Below are 19,867 nucleotides of genomic sequence, written 5' to 3'. Positions count from 1 at the left end.
GAAACTGCCACCTGAGTTATTAGGCGAAGCACTCGCCGCCGCTAGCGAAATTCAGGATGAGTCAATTCGCGCTGATGCCCTCAGAGCCTTAGCGGAGAAACTGCCACCTGAGTTATTAGGCGAAGCACTCGCCGCCGCTAGCGAAATTCAGTCTGAGAGATTTCGCGCTGATGCCCTGAGTGCTTTAGTGAAGAAACTGCCATCACACAATGTCAGCTTAAGCAATGCCAATGTGAGTTGTGCTAACTTCAACCATGCAACCTTGATTAATGCCAATTTAAGTCAAGCCGACTTGAGGTATGGCAATTTTATAGGAGCTAACCTGAACCGAGCTGACTTGAGCCGTGCCTTTCTAAACCGTGCTGATTTGAGAGATGCAAGCCTGATTAACAGCAACCTGAGTGGTGCTAACTTAACGGATGCTAATCTAATTCGTGCCAATCTAATTGATAGCAACCTGAAAAATGCTAATTTAATTCGTGCCAATCTGATTGATGCTGATTTGAGTGGTGCAAATGTAAAAAAAGCCCGATTTGGAAACAATCAAGGAATTTCAGAACCTATAAAACTCGACCTAATTCGACGAGGGGCAATCTTTGTTGGAGAACCTCCCACCCAGGATTCAAGAGTTTTGGTTACTGCATAGTGAGTAAAAAGCTTATGGCTTTCATTTGGGAGCATCCCAATTTTGCACAAAAGATGGTAGTGGGAGCCGGAAAGCTCCCTACTTTATTACTGAAGCGGGCAAGATGCCCGCACTACAAAATTAAAGAAATTTACACATTTGGGATGCTCCCAAAGGCAAAAGAATAAATTCTCTTTCTTATTACTTATTACTTATTATTTATTACTTATTAAGAATATTTATCTCGCAACTCAGAAAATACTTGATTTGATGGTTCGCCAATACCTGTCCCACGATGAATATCTTCTAAACGCTTAGTTAATTCCTTATTCCAAGCAGCTTCTACATCATTCTCAAAATTTTCATTATCAACATCTTCATCTAAAGATTGAATCAAAAAATGAGCAATTTCGGCACGTTCTTGTGCAGAGAGTTGAGAAAGTTCAAGCTTGAGTTTTTCCGCAGTTTCAGTCATTTTATCGTTTCTCTTGAGGAATTGAGACACAAGGCTTAACTATTGAATGTTAGCTGCATTAACTAAGGTTCACAGTTTGCCCAATGTACAAAATGCGTTCTTCTGCCAAGACAAAGTAAATAGCCGGACAGCTAGGTAATTGCGATCGCCCTCGCGGTGCGGCACGGCTGCGCCGAACGGTAGTGGCGGTGCGCGATCGCTTTTTTAATGGTAGTGATGGCACCTGTTGTGGGTCGATAGTATTTGGATTCATCCGCCCTCCTTAATACGCTTCAATTGGTGATTGGAGTCCCCTTGTGCGAACTGGTAACACAGGTGAGGTTATGAGCATTTTGATACGTTCGATTTTGGTGTAATAGTCGTCATCTGTTTGCCGGAGTCAGCAATTTACGCCCCCAGTAAGTTGGGGGCTAAACGTTGTTTTCTAACCAATCCTTACTTTTCACTTCGTTCTGGAAAACCTCGCTTCCATTCCTCTCTCCACCTCTCCCTAACCCTCCCCTAAAAGGGGAGGGAAGAGGAGCAGCTTTTATACTGAGAGAGGCTTTTATCTTAGCCCGTTCCCTTTTAGGGAAGAAAGTTGGGAGGTTAGGTTTTGCGTTGGTTTTTCCACATGACGTGAAAACTCAGAACTAATCGCTACCGCAACGCCATTTTTTCTTTCGACAACAACCGGAAAACCTTTATTTAAGCACTGCTGTACTTAGTTCTAATCGTCTCTATTCGTCTACGATTGACGCCCAAATCGCTCATACCCAAGCGAGATGCTGAGCGAACGTGAATAACATTGGCATTGCGCTCTAGATAGAATTCTACATCATCCACGAATCCCACAATCGGAAGGGTAAACTCTACGTGCAAATAATCCTCGCTCTCAGTGATTATCTTGGTTCTTGGTAACGACTGAATAAGGCGTTTGAGATTGGCGAACGCTTGTTCTGGGGTAGAGTTGTAGGTCAGCGGTTCGATTTTGTGGACTGCATCTGAACTCTGACTGCAAACACAGTTAGGGGTGTTCGGGCATGGTGTTAATTGACCGTCGCGAACACCTAAATGATTTGGTCGTTTGCCTGCAAAAATCATCATTCCCTCCTATGAAAAATCAATGGGTGGACTGTATTTGACTCAATTGCAATAACACGTTATAAAGTTCCTTCCAAAGAAAAAAAGCAATTAGAAGAGGCTGGATGCTCCCGCTTCTACGATACAAAGCCAAGTAGGTTAAGCATTAATCACAACCCGTCCTAATTGATTATGATGTAAGGCAGGCACGATGCCGACCTATGCAACACACTCACCTATGCTTCAAAATCCCAGTTTAGAACAAGCGCTGAAATATTACTTTGGCTACGACAGCTTTCGCCCTGGACAGCGACAAATTGTAGAACAAGCGCTACAAAATCGGGATTTAATGATTGTTATGCCCACAGGGGGCGGAAAGTCGCTGTGCTTTCAGCTACCAGCATTGCTAAAAAAAGGTTTAACCGTGGTGGTGTCACCGCTGATAGCCTTGATGCAAGACCAAGTGGAATCACTACGAGATAATGGTATTGCCGCAACATTTCTTAATAGCAGTCTGAACGCATATAAAGTGCGATCGCGCGAAGAATACATCCTCAGCGGTAAAGTGAAACTGCTGTACGTCGCGCCAGAACGCCTACTGAGTGACAGATTTCTCCCGTTTCTCGACTTAGTTCATCATCAAGTTGGCATTTCCGCCTTTGCTATTGACGAAGCACACTGTGTTTCTGAATGGGGACACGACTTTCGTCCAGAGTATCGCCAACTGAAGTTACTACGCAAACGCTACCCAAATATTCCCGTCCTTGCCCTGACCGCCACAGCAACCGATCGCGTCCGTACTGATATTATCCAACAACTCGGGCTGAAACAACCCAGCATCCATCTTTCCAGCTTCAACCGCCAAAACCTTTACTACGAAGTCCGTACCAAAACCAAATATGCTTACGCCGAAGTGTTGGAACTCATTCGGGAAACGGAAGGTTCAGGAATTATCTATTGCTTGACGCGCAAAAAAGTTGATGAAATCACTCTGAAACTGCAACACGATAAAATTTCAGTCTTGCCTTATCATGCCGGATTAACTGATGAAGAACGCAGCAAAAATCAAACTCGGTTTATTCGGGATGATGTGCGTGTTATGGTGGCAACAATTGCCTTTGGCATGGGAATTAACAAACCGGATGTGCGATTTGTCATTCACTTTGATATCTCCCGTAATTTAGAAAGTTACTATCAGGAATCAGGTAGAGCAGGAAGAGACGGAGAACCATCTCGCTGTATACTCTTCTACAGTTACGGCGATGTCAAAACAATTGAATTTCTCATCAACCAAAAACCAGATCCTCAAGAACAGTTGATTTCCAAACATCAACTGCGGCAAATGATAGACTACACCGAAGGAACCGACTGCCGACGTACAATTCAGTTAGGTTATTTTGGGGAACGTTTTGCAGGGAATTGTGGCAACTGTGACAACTGCCGTTATCCTAAACCAGTGCAAGACTGGACAATTGAAGCCATGAAGTTTTTATCTTGCGTGGCTCGATGTAAAGAAAGATTTGGTATGGGTCATATTATAGATGTGTTGCGGGGAGCAAAAACCCAAAAAATTACTCAATACGAACACGACAAACTTTCCACCCATGGTATTGGCAAAGATAAAACAGCAGATGAATGGCGAATGCTGGGGCGTTCTCTGTTGCACCAAGGATTGCTAGAACAAAGCAGCGATGGTTACGGTGTACTGAAACTTAACGCCTTAAGTTGGGAAGTTATGCGGCGACAGCGAACAGTTTCCATTGCGGTTCCCGTAGCACAAAAGATAACTTGGGAAGATGGGGATGAAAAAGCCGCCGAAGTGGAAATGCTATTGCAGAGGTTGCGCACTCTACGCAAACAAATTGCTGACGCTCAATCTGTCCCACCGTACGTCATCTTTGCCGATTCTACCCTAAAATTAATGGCGCAGGTGCAACCCCAAACCTTAAGGGAATTTAGTAAACTTTCTGGCATAGTTAGTCACAAAGTTTCCAACTATGGCGAAAAATTCCTTGCAGAAATTCGCGCCTACCGTCAAGAACAAGGTTTGTCAAATCAACAGGATAATTCCACACGTTTTCAGGATTTACCTTCAGAAACTGAATTATTGACTTTACAGTTACACCAACAAGGTTTTAGCGTTGCAGAAATTGCCGCAAAACGCAATCTTCGCCCGACAACAGTTATTCGTCATCTTTCCGATTTAATAGAGAAGAATCAGTCAATAGATTTCAATCTGTTAGTTCCTGTAGAGAAGCAGCAAAAAATTTTGCAAGTCTTAGAAATTCTTGGCGATATTTCCCTGACCCCAATTAAAGAATATCTTGGGGATAGCTATAGCTTTGATGAAATTCGCCTGATACGAGGAAAATGGCGACGCGAAAGTAAGAAATAGGCCTCTTGCATAAGTAGAAGATGATCGTCCAGGCTGGATTCATTTTCAGTATCTGGAAAAGGTTGGTGACTAAACACGCCGTCATTGCCAACTGTATAAGTTGATTCTGCTTGCAATTAATAATTATTGTTTGGCAGTAAATACCTACAACACCGTTGGTTGCCCCTCTATTTTATAGAAGGGGCTTATTTTTTGGGCAAAAAGGAGTTTTTTAGTGCCACTGTATTGCTTGGCAACCGTTCGTAGCACTTTGGAGGCGATCGCCAAATCACTACTTTCCGAATCATACTCACCTAAAGGCGTATCTTCTGCTACTTTGCACGTCGCCACAGGTGACATCAGTCCAGCCGCTGCCGACAGGATGCGTCCCTTCAAATCATTGCTTTTGGCAAGTAGGAGTCGAACTCAAGTTTGCATTGTGAGCATGGGAGATGAGGGTAACATTTCCCTTGCCGTCGAACACCCAGCCTGTAGCAGGTACTATCTCCATAGCTTTAGTTGGTGGTTGAGCAGCAAGTTTCTCTGAGCGATATTGGGATGCAATATTTGGTATGCGAGTATCTAACCATACCACATCAATGTTGAGGGGTTCGTAGGGGCTGGGAGGCAAACCGCCGCGTCCAGTGATAGTAAATTTGCTTCCTTGTGTGCCGTTAAAAGCATCACAACCAGAGGCAATGATCTGGGGAGTATCGGCTAATACCGTAGGTAGGGCAACTAAACCAAGGCTTGTGTCCACATCTGGGGTGTTGATTTCGATAACCCCAGCAACACCAAATTGAGAACTAGCTGTGATATCACTCTCTGAAGTTTGTTGGGAACGGGACTGAATGCCAAAGACACCAGTGGCTGTAATATCTACTCTGCCACCGTTACCAGTGAAGGCGTTTGCTGTGATGTCGCTATTTTCTCTAGGTACAGCAAGGATGAAATTGCTATCAATGTTGATTCTTCCACCATTTCCACCAGCTTGGGCAGTACCCGCAGTGGTGGAGATTTGGCTTTGATCGCGTAACAGTAGAAAATCTTGGGCTGTCAGGGTGATATTTCCACCATCACCAGATACAGTATTAGCTAGGATACCTGCCTGGTTATCTAGCCGGATAGAACGAGAACGGACTTTTATGTCTCCGGCAGTTCCCTGTCCAAGGCTGTTTGCATTCAGTTGAGCGCCATCGGTGATGAACAACCGCCCTGTCGTGATATTGATGTCACCGCCAGAACCTGTAGAGGTGACAGTTGTGTCAGCGAATAACCCACTAGGACTAGTCTGATTAGGCGTAACTGGTCTAGCAATTCGCGCGAATCGTTCAGTTAAGGTCGGATCGTTACCAGACAAACTAATGCTGTCAGTTGCATTCACTGCAATGTTACCCGCCTTGCCGCGATCGCGACTTGTTGTGAAAATTTGTCCAGCATTTTGGACTTGCAAGGTGTTGACCTTGATGTTGATATTCCCACCATTTCCTTGTCCACTAGTGCTAGTACTGATCGCAGCGCCATTTCTTACAGTCAAACTATTTGCTGTAATGTTGATTTCTCTACCATTGCCTGTAGATCCTGGTTCCACCCTGCTCAAGGCATTACTAGCGCGTCCATTTGTATTGATACCATCAAAGGAGACTGCACCAGTCGCATTAATAGTCAAGCTTCCTGGATCTCCTTGTCCAAAACTACTGACAATTAACGATGCAGTATTGGTAACATCCATTGAGCCAGTGTTAATGATAATCTGTCCGCCGTTTCCACGCGCTAACTCAAAGGCAGCGCTACCTATGCCACTAGAGTCTCCATTGCTTGCTTGTCCATCTAAGAAGACTTGATTGGCATTAACTGTTACAGTGCCTGCATTTCCCTGCCCGTTGGTATGGGCAATTATGGTACCACCATTTGATAAAGACACCCGAGGTGCATTTAGGATAATCGTGCCACCGTTGCCTTTTGCGGTTGGCAACACTTGTGTACCCACACCTGCGTCTTTTCCATCTATTGAGATGACATCAGTAGCAGTAATCCCTATACTGCCTGCATTTCCTTGACTCTCGGTGTTGGTAACTATGGTAGCACCACCTGATACTGTCACTTTGGGTGCATTCAGGCTTATCGTGCCGCCGTTGCCTACCGCACCCGTGGTTAACACTTGGCTACCCACACCCGTGTCTTTTCCATCTATTGAGATGGCATCAGTGGCGATAATTCCTATGCTGCCTGCATTTCCCCCGCCAGAGGTATTTGCACCGATGGTAGCACCATTTAATAAAGACACCTTTGCTGCATCAATGGCAATCTTGCCTCCCTCACCTGTTCCCTCCAAGTTGGCGACCACAACGCCACCATTTGATACGATTACGTTTGGTGCTTTCAGGCTTATCGTGCCGCCGTTGCCTACCGCGCCCGTGGTTAAGACTTGGCTACCCACACCTGTGTCTTTTCCATCTATTGAGATGGCATCGGTGGCAGTCATTCCTATATTGCCTGCATTTCCCTGCCCAGAGGTGTTGGCAAGTATGTTGGCACCATTTGATACTGTTACCTTGGGTGCATTCAGGGTAATCGCACCAGCATTGCCTTTTGCGTTGCCCAACACTTGGCTACCCACAGCCGTGTTTTTTCCAGTTATTGAGATAGCATCGCTGGCAGTCATTCCTATATTGCCTGCATTTCCCTGTGCAAAGGTGTTGGCAACTATGGTGGCACCATTTGATACAGATACCCTGCCTGCATCAATGGCAATCTTGCCCCCGTTACCTGTTCCCTGTAAGCTGGCATCTATAGTGGCACCATCTGATACGGTCAAATTTGGTGCTTTCAGGGTAATCGTGCCGCTACTGCCGACTGCGCCAGGAAACACTTGGCTACCCATACCAGTGCCTGCATCACTGATGGAAATAGCATCGGCGGCTGTCATCCCTATATTGCCTGCATTTCCCTGTCCAAAGCTATGGGCAGTTATGGTAGCACCATCCGATACTGTCACCTTACCACTGGCATTGAGTGCGATCTCTCCCGCTTGAGTTCCCGAGAATTGGAAACCCCCGTTGATACCAGCCGTGATCTTACTTTTGGAGAGAATATCAATATTGTTGCCGTTCATGGCGATACTTCCTCTGCCGTCACCATTAACTGCGATGTTGGCAGCATCAGTCAGGCGAACATTCTGAAAATTAGTGATGCCTTGATAACCCAACAACCACCCGGGATTTGTTGATGTCAGACTGACAGTATTGTTTGCCCCAACGCTACCTAACTCAACTCTGCCTCCAAGGGAAGTTAGATGTCCACCTGCTACAGCCACTTCCCCACCAACAAGCCCTAAAGTTGCTCCCGGCTCCACAGATAACCCAACGATTTCACCACTGCTGTTGGCGGCACGGGAGGAGTTGGTAATACTGCCTGGATTTGCCCCAAATTGCAAACCTATTGGAACACTTATAGTCAGCAATGGTGCTGTTTGCGTACCGTCTGTTCTAAACTCTGTGCCATCAGCAAATTTCAGGCTACTAGCCGTACTTGCAAAAAAAGAGCCGCCAATGTTTAATTGGGCATTTTGTCCAAATACAATTCCATTGGGATTCATTAGAAATAAGTTTGCTCTACCTAAGGTACGGATCAATCCATCAATATTAGAAACTGACCCACCTGTGACACGACTAATGATGTTCCCAATGTCAACCGCATTGTTAAAGAAAGCTTCGCCACCAGTGGGAACAGAGAAATCTTTGAAACTATGGAACAGATTACCGCCTGCTTGTGTTCCACCTGTAATGTTGAAAGTGTTTCCATTGATGTTGATAATGGAATTATTTGGAAGAGTGCCGTCTGGGACGATTTGAGCCAAGGCGCAATTCGTATTTAATACAAATATACTACAAAAAGCTATTCCTAAATTTTGAAACAAGTTCAAACGCATAGATACCCCAAACATCGTATCCTCCGTTAGTAGCAGCAAGTAACAAGCATCAGCCTGTGACTTAGATTTTCATTTTCATAGGACTTACGCCAGGAAATAGGAAATATGAGGTATGGGTTTGAGGCATTAAAACCTGATTTTTCGATCATCTTGACCCCGATTGCGCTCCGCCCACTGCCCCTTGGGCAATCACCACCCATGTGGCAATAATTGTCAAAAGCCTGGAATGACCAAATTCCGTTCCATGATGTCCTCTTTGTACAGTGCGTAAGTCCTATTTCAGTTCAGTTTGTCAATCCTGACTTCTTCCTTAGGCGATCGCCCAAGACTTCTTCGTTCAGCATGACATTTTTAACTTCTCAGACATTCTCTGACAGAGAAAGGAACTGCCCACCTCTGGTAATGTTTGGGATGCGATCGCCAAACTCTCTAGAACTTACGCATTGACAAAATTTTGATTTTGTGGTAAATACCATAGTAGGCATAAATAACCTCAATAAAGTCGGGGTTTTGAACTAGCGAGGACATAAGCCCTCCTTCTAGTTCTTATCTAGGTGTAAGTGAAATCAACTTATGCACGCTGCGGAAGATGAACGTGGATTGTAGATAGAGTCAAGCATTTTGCCGCCGCAGTGCAATTGATCCGCAGATACAGACAATGTTTCCACGCGTTCGCGCACGTTATGCACCAGTCCAATCTTTTTGTACAGTGCGTAAGTCCTACTCTCGTTAATCTAACCTTGCTGAATTTTTTTGATTAAAACTACTATTTCTTGATGTTCCGCAGTTTGCCCTTGATTAAAAAAGAGTCCAATTGAGTAAAATTACCCTAAAATTTTTATCCCACTAACCCAGCGCATTTATTATGCATACCGGTGGTTTTCGCGAAACAACAAACTAGAGTCAATCTGTCCCAAACACGCACAACCACTTAGCGCCATAGCCACATCTAGCTCATCTCGAAGAATTTCGATCGCATGAGCAACACCAGCTTCTCCTGCTACGGCTAATCCCCACAACACAGGACGTCCCACAAGCACTGCTTTTGCTCCCAATGCAAGGGCTTTAAGAATATCAGTACCTCTACGAATACCTCCATCCAACAATACTTCAGCGCGTCCATCCACAGCTTCTACCACTTCAGCTAAAGCGTCAAGAGATGCGATCGCTCCATCTAATTGACGACCACCATGATTAGATACAATAATTGCCTTGGCTCCACACTCCACGGCACGAGCAGCATCATCTCCCCGTAAAATTCCTTTGAGTACCAAGGGGAGCGGACATAAAGACTGAAACCATTCCAAATCATCCCACGTTACCGCAGAGTTGAGTTGCTCGGCAACATAAGTAAACAATCCAGATTCCCCTTCTTCGTGGGGAATGTTTAACCCTGATAAATTTGTAAAATTAGCAAGTTCCATGCCTACTGGCAAAGCAAACTCATTACGCTTATCTCGTTCCCGCCGTCCTAAAAGAGGAGCGTCTACAGTGATACAAAGTGCTTTGTACCCCGCAGCATAAGCCCTTTCTACCAAAGCACGAGTTAATCCCCTGTCTTTGTGAATGTAAAGCTGGAACCATTGGGGAGTATGAAGATTTGTGTCGTGACTTACTGTCGCCACTTCCTCTATACTCTTGGTAGAAAGAGTACTCAACACCATGCCAACACCAGCCGATGCTGCTGCTCTTGCCGTCGCAACTTCTCCTTGTGGATTGGCAAGACATTGAAATGCCATCGGAGCAATAAACAAAGGCATTTGCAGCGGTTGACCTAAGACTTTGGTTGCTAGGTTGCGATCGCTCACATCTACTAGCACTCGCGGACGAAGCTTAAATCTTTCAAAAGCAGCCCGGTTATCCCGCAATGTCACTTCATCCCAAGCACCGCTAGCATAGTAGTCCAAAGCCATTTGAGACAAGCACTTAGTAGCTAACTGTTCGTATTCAAATAAGTTCAGCGGTTTAAACGATTTTACTTTTTCCATCGCCGTGCCAATCTCAAAGATGCACAAGTCTCTGTTGGACTGTACACCGATTTTTTTGCAATTAAAAACCCAGTTTCCCACAAAAACTGGGTTGATCTGAATCAGATTAAAAAATAATTACAGATAGACACAAATGCACACAAAATCGTTTGTGTGCATTTGCAGTTGCTTATTTCTTATTTAATAGGGAAAACTTGGCACCTTAGATTTTGCATTGTTTGAGGACACCGTAGTCTGTACTGCTGCTTCAGTGCGTTGATTTTTGAAAGTTAAAATGACAGACAGTAATTTGGGAAATGCAAGGCAAGCGACAGCGTTTATCAACGTTAGGAGTAGACCTTCCATCAAACCCATAGATAATTCCCCTCTTCATAAAGATGCTTTTTATATTTTATTATTTTTACAGAAAATTCATTAAAACGAGTGAAAAGAAAAATTGGATTTTCTTATTTTGTCTATAAGTTACTGTTAATATAAAATTTTCTTACTCTAACCATAGAGTTTATGAGTACTTTATAAATAGCCCAATCAGTTATTAATTATCAAAAGACTTATATCAAAAGTATGATAAATAAATGTTTCTAAGTTCAGATCTTGCACGCAACAAGAGCCAGAGGCTCTAATATTTCGTTACCAGGTTGAACCTGGTAACGAGGGTTTGGAGGCTTCGCCTCCTCACTGTTCCAACTCTTGCAAGATCTCAGTAAGCGCAGATGCACGCAGATAATTTATCTGTGTGCATCTGTGTGCATTTGTGGTTTCACAAAAATGACTTTTGCAAGAGGTTAACTAAACATTGAAGCTTATTAACCAGGGGAACACCTATCACAAAAACTAGGATAAAATTTACAAAATGAACTTTTTGTCAAGGTGTAAGTTGTACAATATGGAAAACTGGTAATTTCAGTTTTGTTATTCTGTTTTGTCTGTATTGTTGAAGTTGGCGATAACTGATTACATCTATTTTTCACAGCCAGAATGAAAGATAGAAGCTTGGGAAACACAAGACAGCCAGCAACATTGATCAGCGTTAAGAGTAGAATATCCATCAAACGCATAGGTCATCTCTTTCTTTTACAAATTAGGTGCTCAGTGCTTCAAGTCAAAAGTAAAATTCCTGCAACGACTTGGAAGCAAACTTTTACATTGCTTCTATCTTAGATAAATTAACTATAGCATAAACTTTTCTCAATATATAGTTTCATGAACTTTTGAAAATTGCTATAGACAGAAGCAAATGTGTCATTTACAATCACCTATTTTATCCACATATCGGAATATGCTGGAAAGATAACAAATGTGTATTTAGGAGATGTGTAATGTCGAAAACATACGGTATTTCTGCAATATTATCTAATCTTACTGAGCGAGAGCGCCAGGAATTACAGCGTTTAGCGGATTACTCTAATCTAAAGTCGCTACCAGAAATTTGGCCGTTGGTAGCAAAGCGATTTGGTGATACTGTCGCCCTCCGCGATCCTCATGCTAAACCAGAAGTTGTGATTACATATACGCAACTCTTTCAAAAAATTCAACAATTTGCTGCTGGATTGCAAGCATTAGGGGTGAAAGCAGGAGAACACGTCTCCCTGATTTCGGATAACAGTCCCCGGTGGTTCATTGCAGATCAAGGTATTATGACTGCTGGGGCAGTTCATGCAGTGCGTAGTTCCCAGGCAGAACGGGAAGAACTTATATTTATCTTGGGAAATAGTGGTAGCAGAGCGGTTGTTGTGGAAGATTTGAAAACTTTCAACAAGCTTAGACCACGTCTTGATGATCTGCCAATTCAACTGGTGATTTTGCTTTGCGATGAAGCACCACCAACAGACGAAACCCTGAGAATAGTCAACTTCACTCAGTTGATGGAAATAGCGGCAAACCATACTTTAGAACCAGTAGAGCACAAGCCCGACACTCTGGCAACCCTAATGTATACTTCTGGCACGACGGGTAAACCCAAAGGCGCAATGCTTTCTCATAGGAATTTGATGCATCAAATTTTAGCGCTTGGGGCAGTTGTGCAACCGCAAGTGGGAGACATGGCTCTTAGCATCCTCCCTACGTGGCATGTTTACGAACGCAGTTGCGAGTATTTCTTACTTTCTCAAGGTTGTACGCAAATTTACACGAATTTGCGCTCTATCAAACGGGATTTGAAAGAATTTAAACCCCATTATGTGGTATGTGTGCCGCGCTTATTGGAATCAATTTATGAGGGAGTGCAAAAGCAGTTCCGCGAACAACCTGAAAATAAGCAACGTTTGATAAACTACTTTTTGGGCGTTAGCGAAAAGTATATCAAAGCGCAGCGAATTGCCCAAGGATTGAGTTTAACAAATCTCAACCCCTCAATATTTGAGCAATTGGCAGCTCGTATGCAAGCAACTGCTTTGTTCCCACTCCATGCTTTGGGAGAACGACTTGTTTATGCCAAGGTACAGGAAGCAACAGGGGGGAGAATCAAGCAAATGTTTAGCGGTGGTGGTGCGCTTCCCAAGCACATAGATGACTTTTTTGAAATTATTGGTGTGGAGATTTTGCAGGGCTATGGCTTAACGGAAACTTCTCCTGTGACTCATGGGCGTCGTTATTGGCGCAATTTACGTGGTTCAGTTGGGCAACCAATACCGAGTACAGAAACGAAAATAGTAGATCCTGAGACTCGTAAACCTTTGCCAGTCGGGGAGCGAGGTTTGGTGATGCTGCGAGGACCACAAATTATGCAAGGCTATTACCAAAACCCCGAAGCAACAGCGAAAGCAATTGACGCGGATGGTTGGTTTGATAGCGGGGATTTGGGTTGGGTGACACCGCAAAATGATTTGGTACTAACCGGACGGGCAAAAGATACGATTGTATTAACCAATGGGGAAAATATCGAGCCGCAGCCAATTGAAGATGCGTGTTTGCGATCGCCCTACATAGATCAGATAATGCTTGTTGGACAAGACCAACGCAGTATCGGTGCATTGATTGTCCCCAATTTGGAAGCCCTGGAAAAATGGGCCGAAACTCAGAATCTGCATCTACGTCTACCAGATGAAGCCGCCAAAGAACAAAATAAGGAGGACTCAGCAAACAAAACGCAAGTCAGCGTGGAGAGTAAAATAATTCAGGATTTATTTCGGCAAGAATTGAATCGGGAAGTGCAAAATCGTCCAGGCTATCGACCGGATGACCGCATTGGTCCGTTCAAGCTGATTCTGGAGCCGTTTTCAGTAGAAAATGGCTTGATGACACAAACCTTGAAAATTAGGCGACACGTGGTGATGGAGCGCTATCGCGATATTATTAACGGCATATTTGCCTAATTATTTCACCTGCAAACTATAGAGTGAACGTGAAACATCTATGATGAACCTCTCCAAACCTCAACAACTGCTCCTAAAACGCGGCGTTAACGTCAAGGCGATTGTCACTCCCCTGTGGAAAGAGGAAGTGCAGCAGCAACTGCAAGCTCAAATTAATCAAATTGACCAGCAGTTGCAACAACTAGACAATGAAGGACAGCGAGCGATTTCAGCAATTCAAAAGCAGAGTCTGCAACCACCTGGTCCCCAAACCCTGCAACAAATTGAGAATATCCAAGTTCAAGTTAATCAAAAGAAAAGCGAACTCCTGGAACAGAAAAACCAAAGTCTACAAAATCTCCAGCAAGTACAGCTTCTACAGTTAGATGAGGAAGTTAACCAATTCCAAATGGAAAGCTTTTTCCACGTGGAACCAGGTGATAACTTGATAAGCAAACTACAAGTAGAAGTTGTGCTACGTGATGGTGTTGTAGAAGAAATTCGCGGCGATATTTAAATTTGATTTAAATTTGTCCAAAGTCTAATTGTCCTTGGTTCTTACCAATGATTCATGACTAGTACAATTGTTACAAGGCGCAAGTGTTAATCACATAAGCTTTTTGTGTCTTTTTAACAGTTGGATGATTTCCAAGCCCGCTGCACTAGTGACAAATAACTACTGACAGGTTTGGGTTGGCTGTTTTGTGCTGACGCTACTTCCAGGTATACATTGTACCTGGGAGCCAGCCCAAACAATTTGCCACACACGAGGCGAGTTCATCAAAAGCGATCGCCCAAAGGTTGCTAGTTCCACTCGATATTTAACTGCTTTGAGAGAATTGTTTGCTGGCTCTATTTGTGTAATCGTCACAAATGCTTGATTTGGCAGCGGATAAAATACTTCAACCCTGCGAGTTGCTCGCGTTGAGCCCACCTCATCAAAGGCATTAAGGGCAAGATTAGCAGGATCGCTGCCTTGCAGAGGAGAGTTGATTTTTTCTAGAGGTACAGGATTATAATTGGCTCGCTCCGGGTTGACAATCTCCTCTGTTAGGTTCACATCGGAAAACTGCGGCGGTTGTCCATTGCTCGTATCAGAAACCGCTTCAGTCGTTTGACGCTGGGTGATGTAAACACCAGTGGCAGCGGTGGCAAATATACTAACTACCACAATCAGAAACCACTTCAACTTTGGCGACATAAAATTTAACAGTTAATTGAAACAGGCTAAATATCAATTTTGAATTTTAGATTGAGGTAGCGTCCTTCATCTTCTTGCTTTTGAGTGGAATTCAAAATTTGATCAGCCGTGATCAGCAATACAAACTTATAGACCTTGTGGTCTTAATATAGTTCCTCGCATCTAGGTAAATTAGGGGTAAGGATGTAGGGGTGTCAGGGTATCAGGAAAAATAAGAATGTCATTTACTATTTTCTTTTCAAAATTTAAAAATTATTGCCCTACATCCTACACCTTTGTTCCTCGATACCCTCCCCCGAAGGGAGCTAGGTCAAGATACAATGCAATCTGACACTAGCTGTAAAAGTCCATTAATTCTCGATTCACCAAACCACCCATATGAGCATTTACGAAGTATTTATGCCGGCGCTAAGTTCCACCATGACCGAAGGTAAAATCGTCTCCTGGGTAAAATCACCTGGAGACAAAGTGGAAAAAGGCGAAACAGTGGTGGTTGTCGAGTCAGATAAGGCAGATATGGATGTGGAATCCTTTTATGAAGGATATGTTGCCACAATCCTTGTGCAAGCTGGTGAAACAGCCTCCGTTGGAGCTGCGATCGCCTTGTTAGCAGAAACCGAAGCTGAAATCGAAACTGCGATCCAACAAGCCAATTCTGGAAGTAGTCCTGCTCAACAACAAGCAACTGCTGCCACTTCTGGAAAAATAGCAGAAACAACCACAGTCGCAACCCCTGCTGCTTCTCAAAACGGAACGAGCCGTACAAATGGGCGGCTTGTAGCTTCACCCCGCGCCCGCAAGTTAGCCAAGGAACTGAAAGTTGATTTGAGTGGCATTTCTGGTAGTGGTCCCTACGGTCGCATTGTCGCCGAAGATGTAGAAGCAGCTGCTGGAAAATCTAGCAAACAACCTGCCACAGTTACCCCAGTGGCATCTCCACAACCAGCACCAACTATTACCCCAGTTGCACCTACACCTACAAAAGTTGCTCCAGCACCAGCACCCGCGCCAGTCACCACCGCAGTTCCGGGTCAAATAGTGCCTTTAACGACCTTGCAAAATGCCGTAGCGCGGAACATGGTAGCCAGCCTTTCCGTGCCTGTAATTCATATAGGTTACACAATTACCACAGATGCGCTAGACAAGCTTTATAAACAGATTAAGTCTAAAGGCGTGACGATGACAGCGCTACTTGCAAAAGCGGTAGCGGTGACGTTGCAAAAACATCCCCTGCTTAATGCCAGTTACTCAGAACAAGGAATTGTCTACCACTCTAATATTAATGTTGCCGTGGCAGTGGCAATGGATGATGGAGGATTGATCACACCAGTGTTGCAGAATGCAGACAATATGGATATATATTCTCTGTCGCGCGATTGGAAGTCCTTAGTTGAGCGCGCCAGAGCCAAAAAGCTGCAACCAGAAGAGTACAACAGCGGCACCTTTACAGTAACAAACTTGGGAATGTTCGGCGTAGATAGATTTGATGCAATTCTACCACCCGGACAAGGTTCGATTTTGGCAATTGGGGCATCTCGTCCGCAAGTCGTCGCCACAGCCGATGGTCTATTTGGCGTCAAGCAACAGATGCAGGTCAATATTACCTGTGACCACCGGATTATTTACGGTGCTCATGCGGCGGCGTTCTTGCAGGATTTAGCGAAGTTGATTGAGACAGATGCTCAATCTTTGACGCTGTAGCCTTCCTTCATCAGCTTTAGCAGCTTGAGACTTGGAGTCATGATGCTCCAAGTCTTTTTATCTGCAGCGGACAATGACTCAATTACTCCCTTCCCGGTCTAAGATAACCTATAATAATTTACTCCTGTCTCTGTGTCCTCTCTTGCCTCGTGCGGTTAAAAAATAGGTATTCTTCTGACGCGAAGGGTTGGTGTTTGACCAAGAACTCATTCGTCAGCTTTTTAGGAGAGAAGACATGAGAGAATCTGTGATCTATCAAGAAATTCTCCAAGAAGGGAGAGAGAAAGGAAGGCAATCAGAACTGAGGCTAGTTATGCGTCAACTAACTCGTCGGCTTGGCACTGTTACCCCTGAGTTACAGTCTCAAATTCAGGAGTTGTCGCTTGCACAGTTGGAGGACTTGGGTGAAGCTTTGCTAGATTTTACAACTGAGGCTGATTTGGTTAATTGGCTTAATAGATTGGGAAGTTAGATTGTAGTTTATCCTCACTTCCTAGCCAGCACAAAAAATGTTGTAATATCCAGCAAAACACCTTGCTCTGTTGCTAAAACTTCAACTTCTTTTGCATATTCAGCCTTAATTTCTTCCATTTTCTCGGTTGATAATTCCAACAATGGATTCTTGGGGTGAAGCCAGCCACCATTCCACCACTTTTTCGCATCATCAACGCTAAGATATTTACCTAACTGTTCAGTTTTAACTTCGATATTTTGAAACCCAGGCTGTTGTAACAGCTTTTCACACCTTTGGGGTGTACCAAGTGGTTCATGGATATTTGGTAGTGAAACTCCATATTTAGCGCAGGCTTTAATAATTACGGGTGTCATAAAAGAAGTTTCCCCCCAAGCATGAAAAGCAACAATTCCACCGGGTTTAAGCCAGCGATACCATTTGTGAAAAATTGCAGGAATATCAGTAAACAATACAATCGCTGAAGAACAAAAGATTGCATCAAAGCTATTCTCGTCAAAATTGATATATTCTGCATCTGCCTCAATTAATTCGATATTTTTTAACCCTGCTGCTTCTATCTTTTGTTGTGCTTGATTCAAAAAAACTGACGCAATATCTACACCGATAACTTTGCCTTCATTCCCCACGATTTCAGCGGCAGCTATAGCGACAATACCCGTGCCAGTGGCGACATCTAATATTTTTTGTCCTTTTTGTAGTTGAGCTAATTCGACTAAAGGAATAGCGCGTCTATAGGCTAATTCACTACTGTCATAGTCAGTTCTATTATTGTAAAAATCAGCTACTTGCTGTTTGTAATCGTCGAGCTTTGGTTTATCTGGCATTTAAATTATTCTCCTATTTTATGTTCTTATTTTTTATACTTATTTATCTTCACAAATTATTTCGTAGTGAGCGCTTAAGCGCTTACTACAAACCTCTCACTTGTAAGCAGTTACGAAAAAAGTCATATTTTCATACCAAATACCTTCCTCGGTTGTCATCGCCTCAATTTGTTGACGGTACTCGGCTTTCAATTCTTCCATTTGCTTTGATGACACCTGTGACAAGGGATTTTCTCTAGGATGAAACCATCCTCCATTCCATTCTCTCGCTTGCTCAAGGCTACGGTAAAAACCAAGTTGTTGAGACTTCACTTCAATATCTTGAAACCCAGCTTCTTTTAGCATATTTTGACACTTTTGGGGAGTACCTGTTGGCTCGTTGATGTTGACAATAGAAATACCATATTTGGCACAAGTTGCAATGATGAGTGGTGCTTCACAAGATTCCTGAGAGCAACAAGAAAATCCCAAAACTCCCCCTTTCTTGAGAAAACGATACCACTTGTGTAGAGTAGCAGGAATATCTGTGAAATAAACTATCGCTGTGGAACAAAGAATTACATCAAAACTCTCATCATCAAAGTCTATATACTCTGCGTCTGCTTCAATTAGCTCGATATTTTGTAAGCCTAATTCCTCAATTTTATGTTGTGCTTGCTTGAGCATTCCTGAAGAAAAATCCACTCCAATTACTTTTCCTTCAGAGCCGAGAATTTGTGCAGCCGCAATAGCAATGATACCTGTGCCAGTTGCCAAATCTAATACTTTTTGTCCCTTTTGTAGAGGAACTAGCTCTAGTAGCGGAACAGCGCGACGAATGGTGTAATCGTTGTCGTAGCTTGTTCTGCTGTTAAAGAAATCAATGACTTCTTTTTTGTATTGTTGCTCGTATTGGCTGTTATGCATAAGATTTTTATTGCCCGAATTGCATGGTTTTGGACAAAGACCCAGGTAACTGATGGCAAGCCAACTTGAACAAGCAAGCGCACCAAGGGTTTTCGTTAGTCGGCTTTAACAAAGTGTTAGGTTGCGCTTTCGCCACTGTTTAAGGTTTCGGTTTCTGGTTTTCGACCCAGGATATACCAGCTAGTGAGTTCATCCCACACTCCTTGTTCGGTTTGGAGTGCCTCTAATTTTGCCTCAAATTCAGCTTTAGCTTTTACTAACTGCTCTGAGGAAAGCTTTGAGGAGAGATTTCGATATTTTGCAAGGGGTGGACGAGAAATTCCTTCCCATGTTGCTTTTGCCTGTTCTAAATTAATGTAGTTACCATGCTGCTCAGTCTTGATTTCTATCACTTCAAAGCCAGCGTCCACGAATAGACTTTGACACATTTCAAGTGTGCCGATTCGATTACTAGCCTCTAGCAAAACACCGTACTTTTCAAAGACCTCCCGCAAAACAACGTATCCGACATACGTAGTATCCGCAGGTGTATGAATGCCAATTACCCCACCAGGTTTGAGAAATAAATGCCAAATATGCAATGTGGCTTCTTTGTCCTCTATCCAAAGAAATGTATTTGCACACAAAATTTGGTCAAAACTATTGGCAGAAAAATTGAGCGATTCAGCATCGGCTAGTAGAAACTTAACATTGCTTAGACCTAATGCTTCAACCTTACATCTCGCCAACTCCAACATTCCGCTAGAAATATCTACACCAATAACTCGACCACCATCTCCAACGATTCGAGCTGCTTCAATTGCAAGGTGACCTGTACCCGTTCCAATATCCAAAATATGCTGTCCGGAACTGACGTGGGAATATTCAAGGAGATGTTGACAAATTCGCAAATGCCACTCGCTATCATCATAAGTTTGGCTTCTGCGGTTGTATAAATCTGCTATTCCCTGTTTGTAATCATTTAAGTCAAGTTGTTTGGTCATTAGGGTTTCTCTCACCAAGAGTCGTTATA

Annotated in this window: 16 protein-coding genes; 6 read left to right on the top strand and 10 right to left on the bottom strand. The window is 43.5% G+C overall.

The window, feature by feature from the left end; all coding sequences use genetic code 11:
* Window positions 1-646, top strand: a 646-nt coding sequence (locus tag ACM0OZ_RS29815; protein ID WP_414586455.1) for a pentapeptide repeat-containing protein, incomplete at its 5' end; no start/stop codon positions are given.
* A 208-nt stretch (window positions 647-854) separates the two neighbouring features.
* Here ACM0OZ_RS29815 and ACM0OZ_RS29810 read toward each other — a convergent pair.
* From ACM0OZ_RS29810 to ACM0OZ_RS29800, 3 genes are all read right to left on the bottom strand, one after another.
* On the bottom strand, window positions 855-1,100 hold the full coding sequence (locus tag ACM0OZ_RS29810) for an addiction module protein (protein WP_414586454.1): 246 nt from the start codon (window positions 1,098-1,100) through the stop codon (window positions 855-857).
* Window positions 1,101-1,158: 58 nt separating this feature from the next.
* Window positions 1,159-1,353 (bottom strand): hypothetical protein, encoded by a 195-nt coding sequence (locus tag ACM0OZ_RS29805; RefSeq protein WP_414586453.1) that lies wholly within the window; start codon window positions 1,351-1,353, stop codon window positions 1,159-1,161.
* Window positions 1,354-1,787: 434 nt separating this feature from the next.
* The gene (locus ACM0OZ_RS29800) at window positions 1,788-2,183 is read right to left on the bottom strand and encodes a DUF1499 domain-containing protein (RefSeq protein ID WP_414586458.1); all 396 of its coding nucleotides are present in this window, start codon (window positions 2,181-2,183) and stop codon (window positions 1,788-1,790) included.
* Window positions 2,184-2,400: 217 nt separating this feature from the next.
* Between ACM0OZ_RS29800 and recQ the strand changes: the two genes are divergently transcribed.
* Window positions 2,401-4,557 (top strand): DNA helicase RecQ, encoded by a 2,157-nt coding sequence (gene recQ / locus ACM0OZ_RS29795; RefSeq protein WP_414586452.1) that lies wholly within the window; start codon window positions 2,401-2,403, stop codon window positions 4,555-4,557.
* A gap of 144 nt (window positions 4,558-4,701) precedes the next feature.
* Here recQ and ACM0OZ_RS29790 read toward each other — a convergent pair whose 3' ends face one another.
* From ACM0OZ_RS29790 to ACM0OZ_RS29780, 3 genes are all read right to left on the bottom strand, one after another.
* The gene (locus ACM0OZ_RS29790; protein ID WP_414586451.1) at window positions 4,702-4,932 is read right to left on the bottom strand and encodes a hypothetical protein; all 231 of its coding nucleotides are present in this window, start codon (window positions 4,930-4,932) and stop codon (window positions 4,702-4,704) included.
* Window position 4,933: 1 nt separating this feature from the next.
* Entirely contained in the window at window positions 4,934-8,395 is a 3,462-nt protein-coding gene (locus ACM0OZ_RS29785; protein WP_414586450.1) for a filamentous hemagglutinin N-terminal domain-containing protein, read from the bottom strand.
* 935 nt (window positions 8,396-9,330) lie between these two features.
* Window positions 9,331-10,455, bottom strand: coding sequence for an alpha-hydroxy acid oxidase (locus tag ACM0OZ_RS29780; RefSeq protein ID WP_414586449.1), 1,125 nt, complete (start codon window positions 10,453-10,455; stop codon window positions 9,331-9,333).
* Window positions 10,456-11,774: 1,319 nt separating this feature from the next.
* Here ACM0OZ_RS29780 and ACM0OZ_RS29775 point away from each other — a divergent pair.
* Window positions 11,775-13,769: an AMP-dependent synthetase/ligase gene (locus ACM0OZ_RS29775; RefSeq protein WP_414586448.1), complete on the top strand. Its 1,995-nt coding sequence runs from the start codon at window positions 11,775-11,777 to the stop codon at window positions 13,767-13,769.
* Between the two features lie 43 nt (window positions 13,770-13,812).
* Window positions 13,813-14,265, top strand: a complete 453-nt coding sequence (locus ACM0OZ_RS29770; protein ID WP_414586456.1) for a YlqD family protein — start codon at window positions 13,813-13,815, stop codon at window positions 14,263-14,265.
* Between the two features lie 159 nt (window positions 14,266-14,424).
* Here the strand turns inward: ACM0OZ_RS29770 and ACM0OZ_RS29765 are convergent, their stop codons facing one another.
* Window positions 14,425-14,949 carry a hypothetical protein gene (locus ACM0OZ_RS29765; RefSeq protein ID WP_414586447.1) on the bottom strand — a complete coding sequence of 175 codons (525 nt, stop codon included), beginning with the start codon at window positions 14,947-14,949 and terminating at the stop codon, window positions 14,425-14,427.
* Between the two features lie 378 nt (window positions 14,950-15,327).
* On the opposite strand from ACM0OZ_RS29765, the gene ACM0OZ_RS29760 reads away from it, so the two are divergent.
* Together ACM0OZ_RS29760 and ACM0OZ_RS29755 are read left to right on the top strand one after the other, a co-directional pair.
* Window positions 15,328-16,650: a dihydrolipoamide acetyltransferase family protein gene (locus tag ACM0OZ_RS29760; RefSeq protein WP_414586446.1), complete on the top strand. Its 1,323-nt coding sequence runs from the start codon at window positions 15,328-15,330 to the stop codon at window positions 16,648-16,650.
* Window positions 16,651-16,885: 235 nt separating this feature from the next.
* Entirely contained in the window at window positions 16,886-17,122 is a 237-nt protein-coding gene (locus ACM0OZ_RS29755) for a DUF4351 domain-containing protein (RefSeq protein WP_414586445.1), read from the top strand.
* 14 nt (window positions 17,123-17,136) lie between these two features.
* On the opposite strand, the gene ACM0OZ_RS29750 is transcribed toward ACM0OZ_RS29755, so the two are convergent.
* From ACM0OZ_RS29750 to ACM0OZ_RS29740, 3 genes are all read right to left on the bottom strand, one after another.
* Entirely contained in the window at window positions 17,137-17,949 is an 813-nt protein-coding gene (locus ACM0OZ_RS29750; RefSeq protein ID WP_414586444.1) for a class I SAM-dependent methyltransferase, read from the bottom strand.
* A gap of 96 nt (window positions 17,950-18,045) precedes the next feature.
* Window positions 18,046-18,855 (bottom strand): class I SAM-dependent methyltransferase, encoded by an 810-nt coding sequence (locus tag ACM0OZ_RS29745; protein WP_414586443.1) that lies wholly within the window; start codon window positions 18,853-18,855, stop codon window positions 18,046-18,048.
* A 116-nt stretch (window positions 18,856-18,971) separates the two neighbouring features.
* The gene (locus ACM0OZ_RS29740; protein WP_414586442.1) at window positions 18,972-19,838 is read right to left on the bottom strand and encodes a class I SAM-dependent methyltransferase; all 867 of its coding nucleotides are present in this window, start codon (window positions 19,836-19,838) and stop codon (window positions 18,972-18,974) included.
* Window positions 19,839-19,867: the final 29 nt, after the last annotated feature.

The sequence above is a fragment of the Scytonema sp. PCC 10023 genome, assembly GCF_963920835.1.
Lineage (GTDB): Bacteria > Cyanobacteriota > Cyanobacteriia > Cyanobacteriales > Nostocaceae > Kalymmatonema.
Note: the sequence above shows the minus strand (reverse complement) of the source record. Positions and strands in the feature narration are given on the sequence as shown.

What these genes read in the sequence shown, in the direction of transcription:
- ACM0OZ_RS29750 (WP_414586444.1), bottom strand. Translation starts at nt 17,949, where the DNA reads ATGCCAGATAAACCAAAGCTCGACGATTACAAACAGCAAGTAGCTGAT.
- ACM0OZ_RS29775 (WP_414586448.1), top strand. Translation starts at nt 11,775, where the DNA reads ATGTCGAAAACATACGGTATTTCTGCAATATTATCTAATCTTACTGAG.
- ACM0OZ_RS29800 (WP_414586458.1), bottom strand. Translation starts at nt 2,183, where the DNA reads ATGATTTTTGCAGGCAAACGACCAAATCATTTAGGTGTTCGCGACGGT.
- ACM0OZ_RS29760 (WP_414586446.1), top strand. Translation starts at nt 15,328, where the DNA reads ATGAGCATTTACGAAGTATTTATGCCGGCGCTAAGTTCCACCATGACC.
- ACM0OZ_RS29740 (WP_414586442.1), bottom strand. Translation starts at nt 19,838, where the DNA reads ATGACCAAACAACTTGACTTAAATGATTACAAACAGGGAATAGCAGAT.
- ACM0OZ_RS29745 (WP_414586443.1), bottom strand. Translation starts at nt 18,855, where the DNA reads ATGCATAACAGCCAATACGAGCAACAATACAAAAAAGAAGTCATTGAT.
- ACM0OZ_RS29810 (WP_414586454.1), bottom strand. Translation starts at nt 1,100, where the DNA reads ATGACTGAAACTGCGGAAAAACTCAAGCTTGAACTTTCTCAACTCTCT.
- ACM0OZ_RS29770 (WP_414586456.1), top strand. Translation starts at nt 13,813, where the DNA reads ATGAACCTCTCCAAACCTCAACAACTGCTCCTAAAACGCGGCGTTAAC.
- ACM0OZ_RS29765 (WP_414586447.1), bottom strand. Translation starts at nt 14,949, where the DNA reads ATGTCGCCAAAGTTGAAGTGGTTTCTGATTGTGGTAGTTAGTATATTT.
- ACM0OZ_RS29780 (WP_414586449.1), bottom strand. Translation starts at nt 10,455, where the DNA reads ATGGAAAAAGTAAAATCGTTTAAACCGCTGAACTTATTTGAATACGAA.
- ACM0OZ_RS29805 (WP_414586453.1), bottom strand. Translation starts at nt 1,353, where the DNA reads ATGAATCCAAATACTATCGACCCACAACAGGTGCCATCACTACCATTA.
- recQ (WP_414586452.1), top strand. Translation starts at nt 2,401, where the DNA reads ATGCTTCAAAATCCCAGTTTAGAACAAGCGCTGAAATATTACTTTGGC.
- ACM0OZ_RS29755 (WP_414586445.1), top strand. Translation starts at nt 16,886, where the DNA reads ATGAGAGAATCTGTGATCTATCAAGAAATTCTCCAAGAAGGGAGAGAG.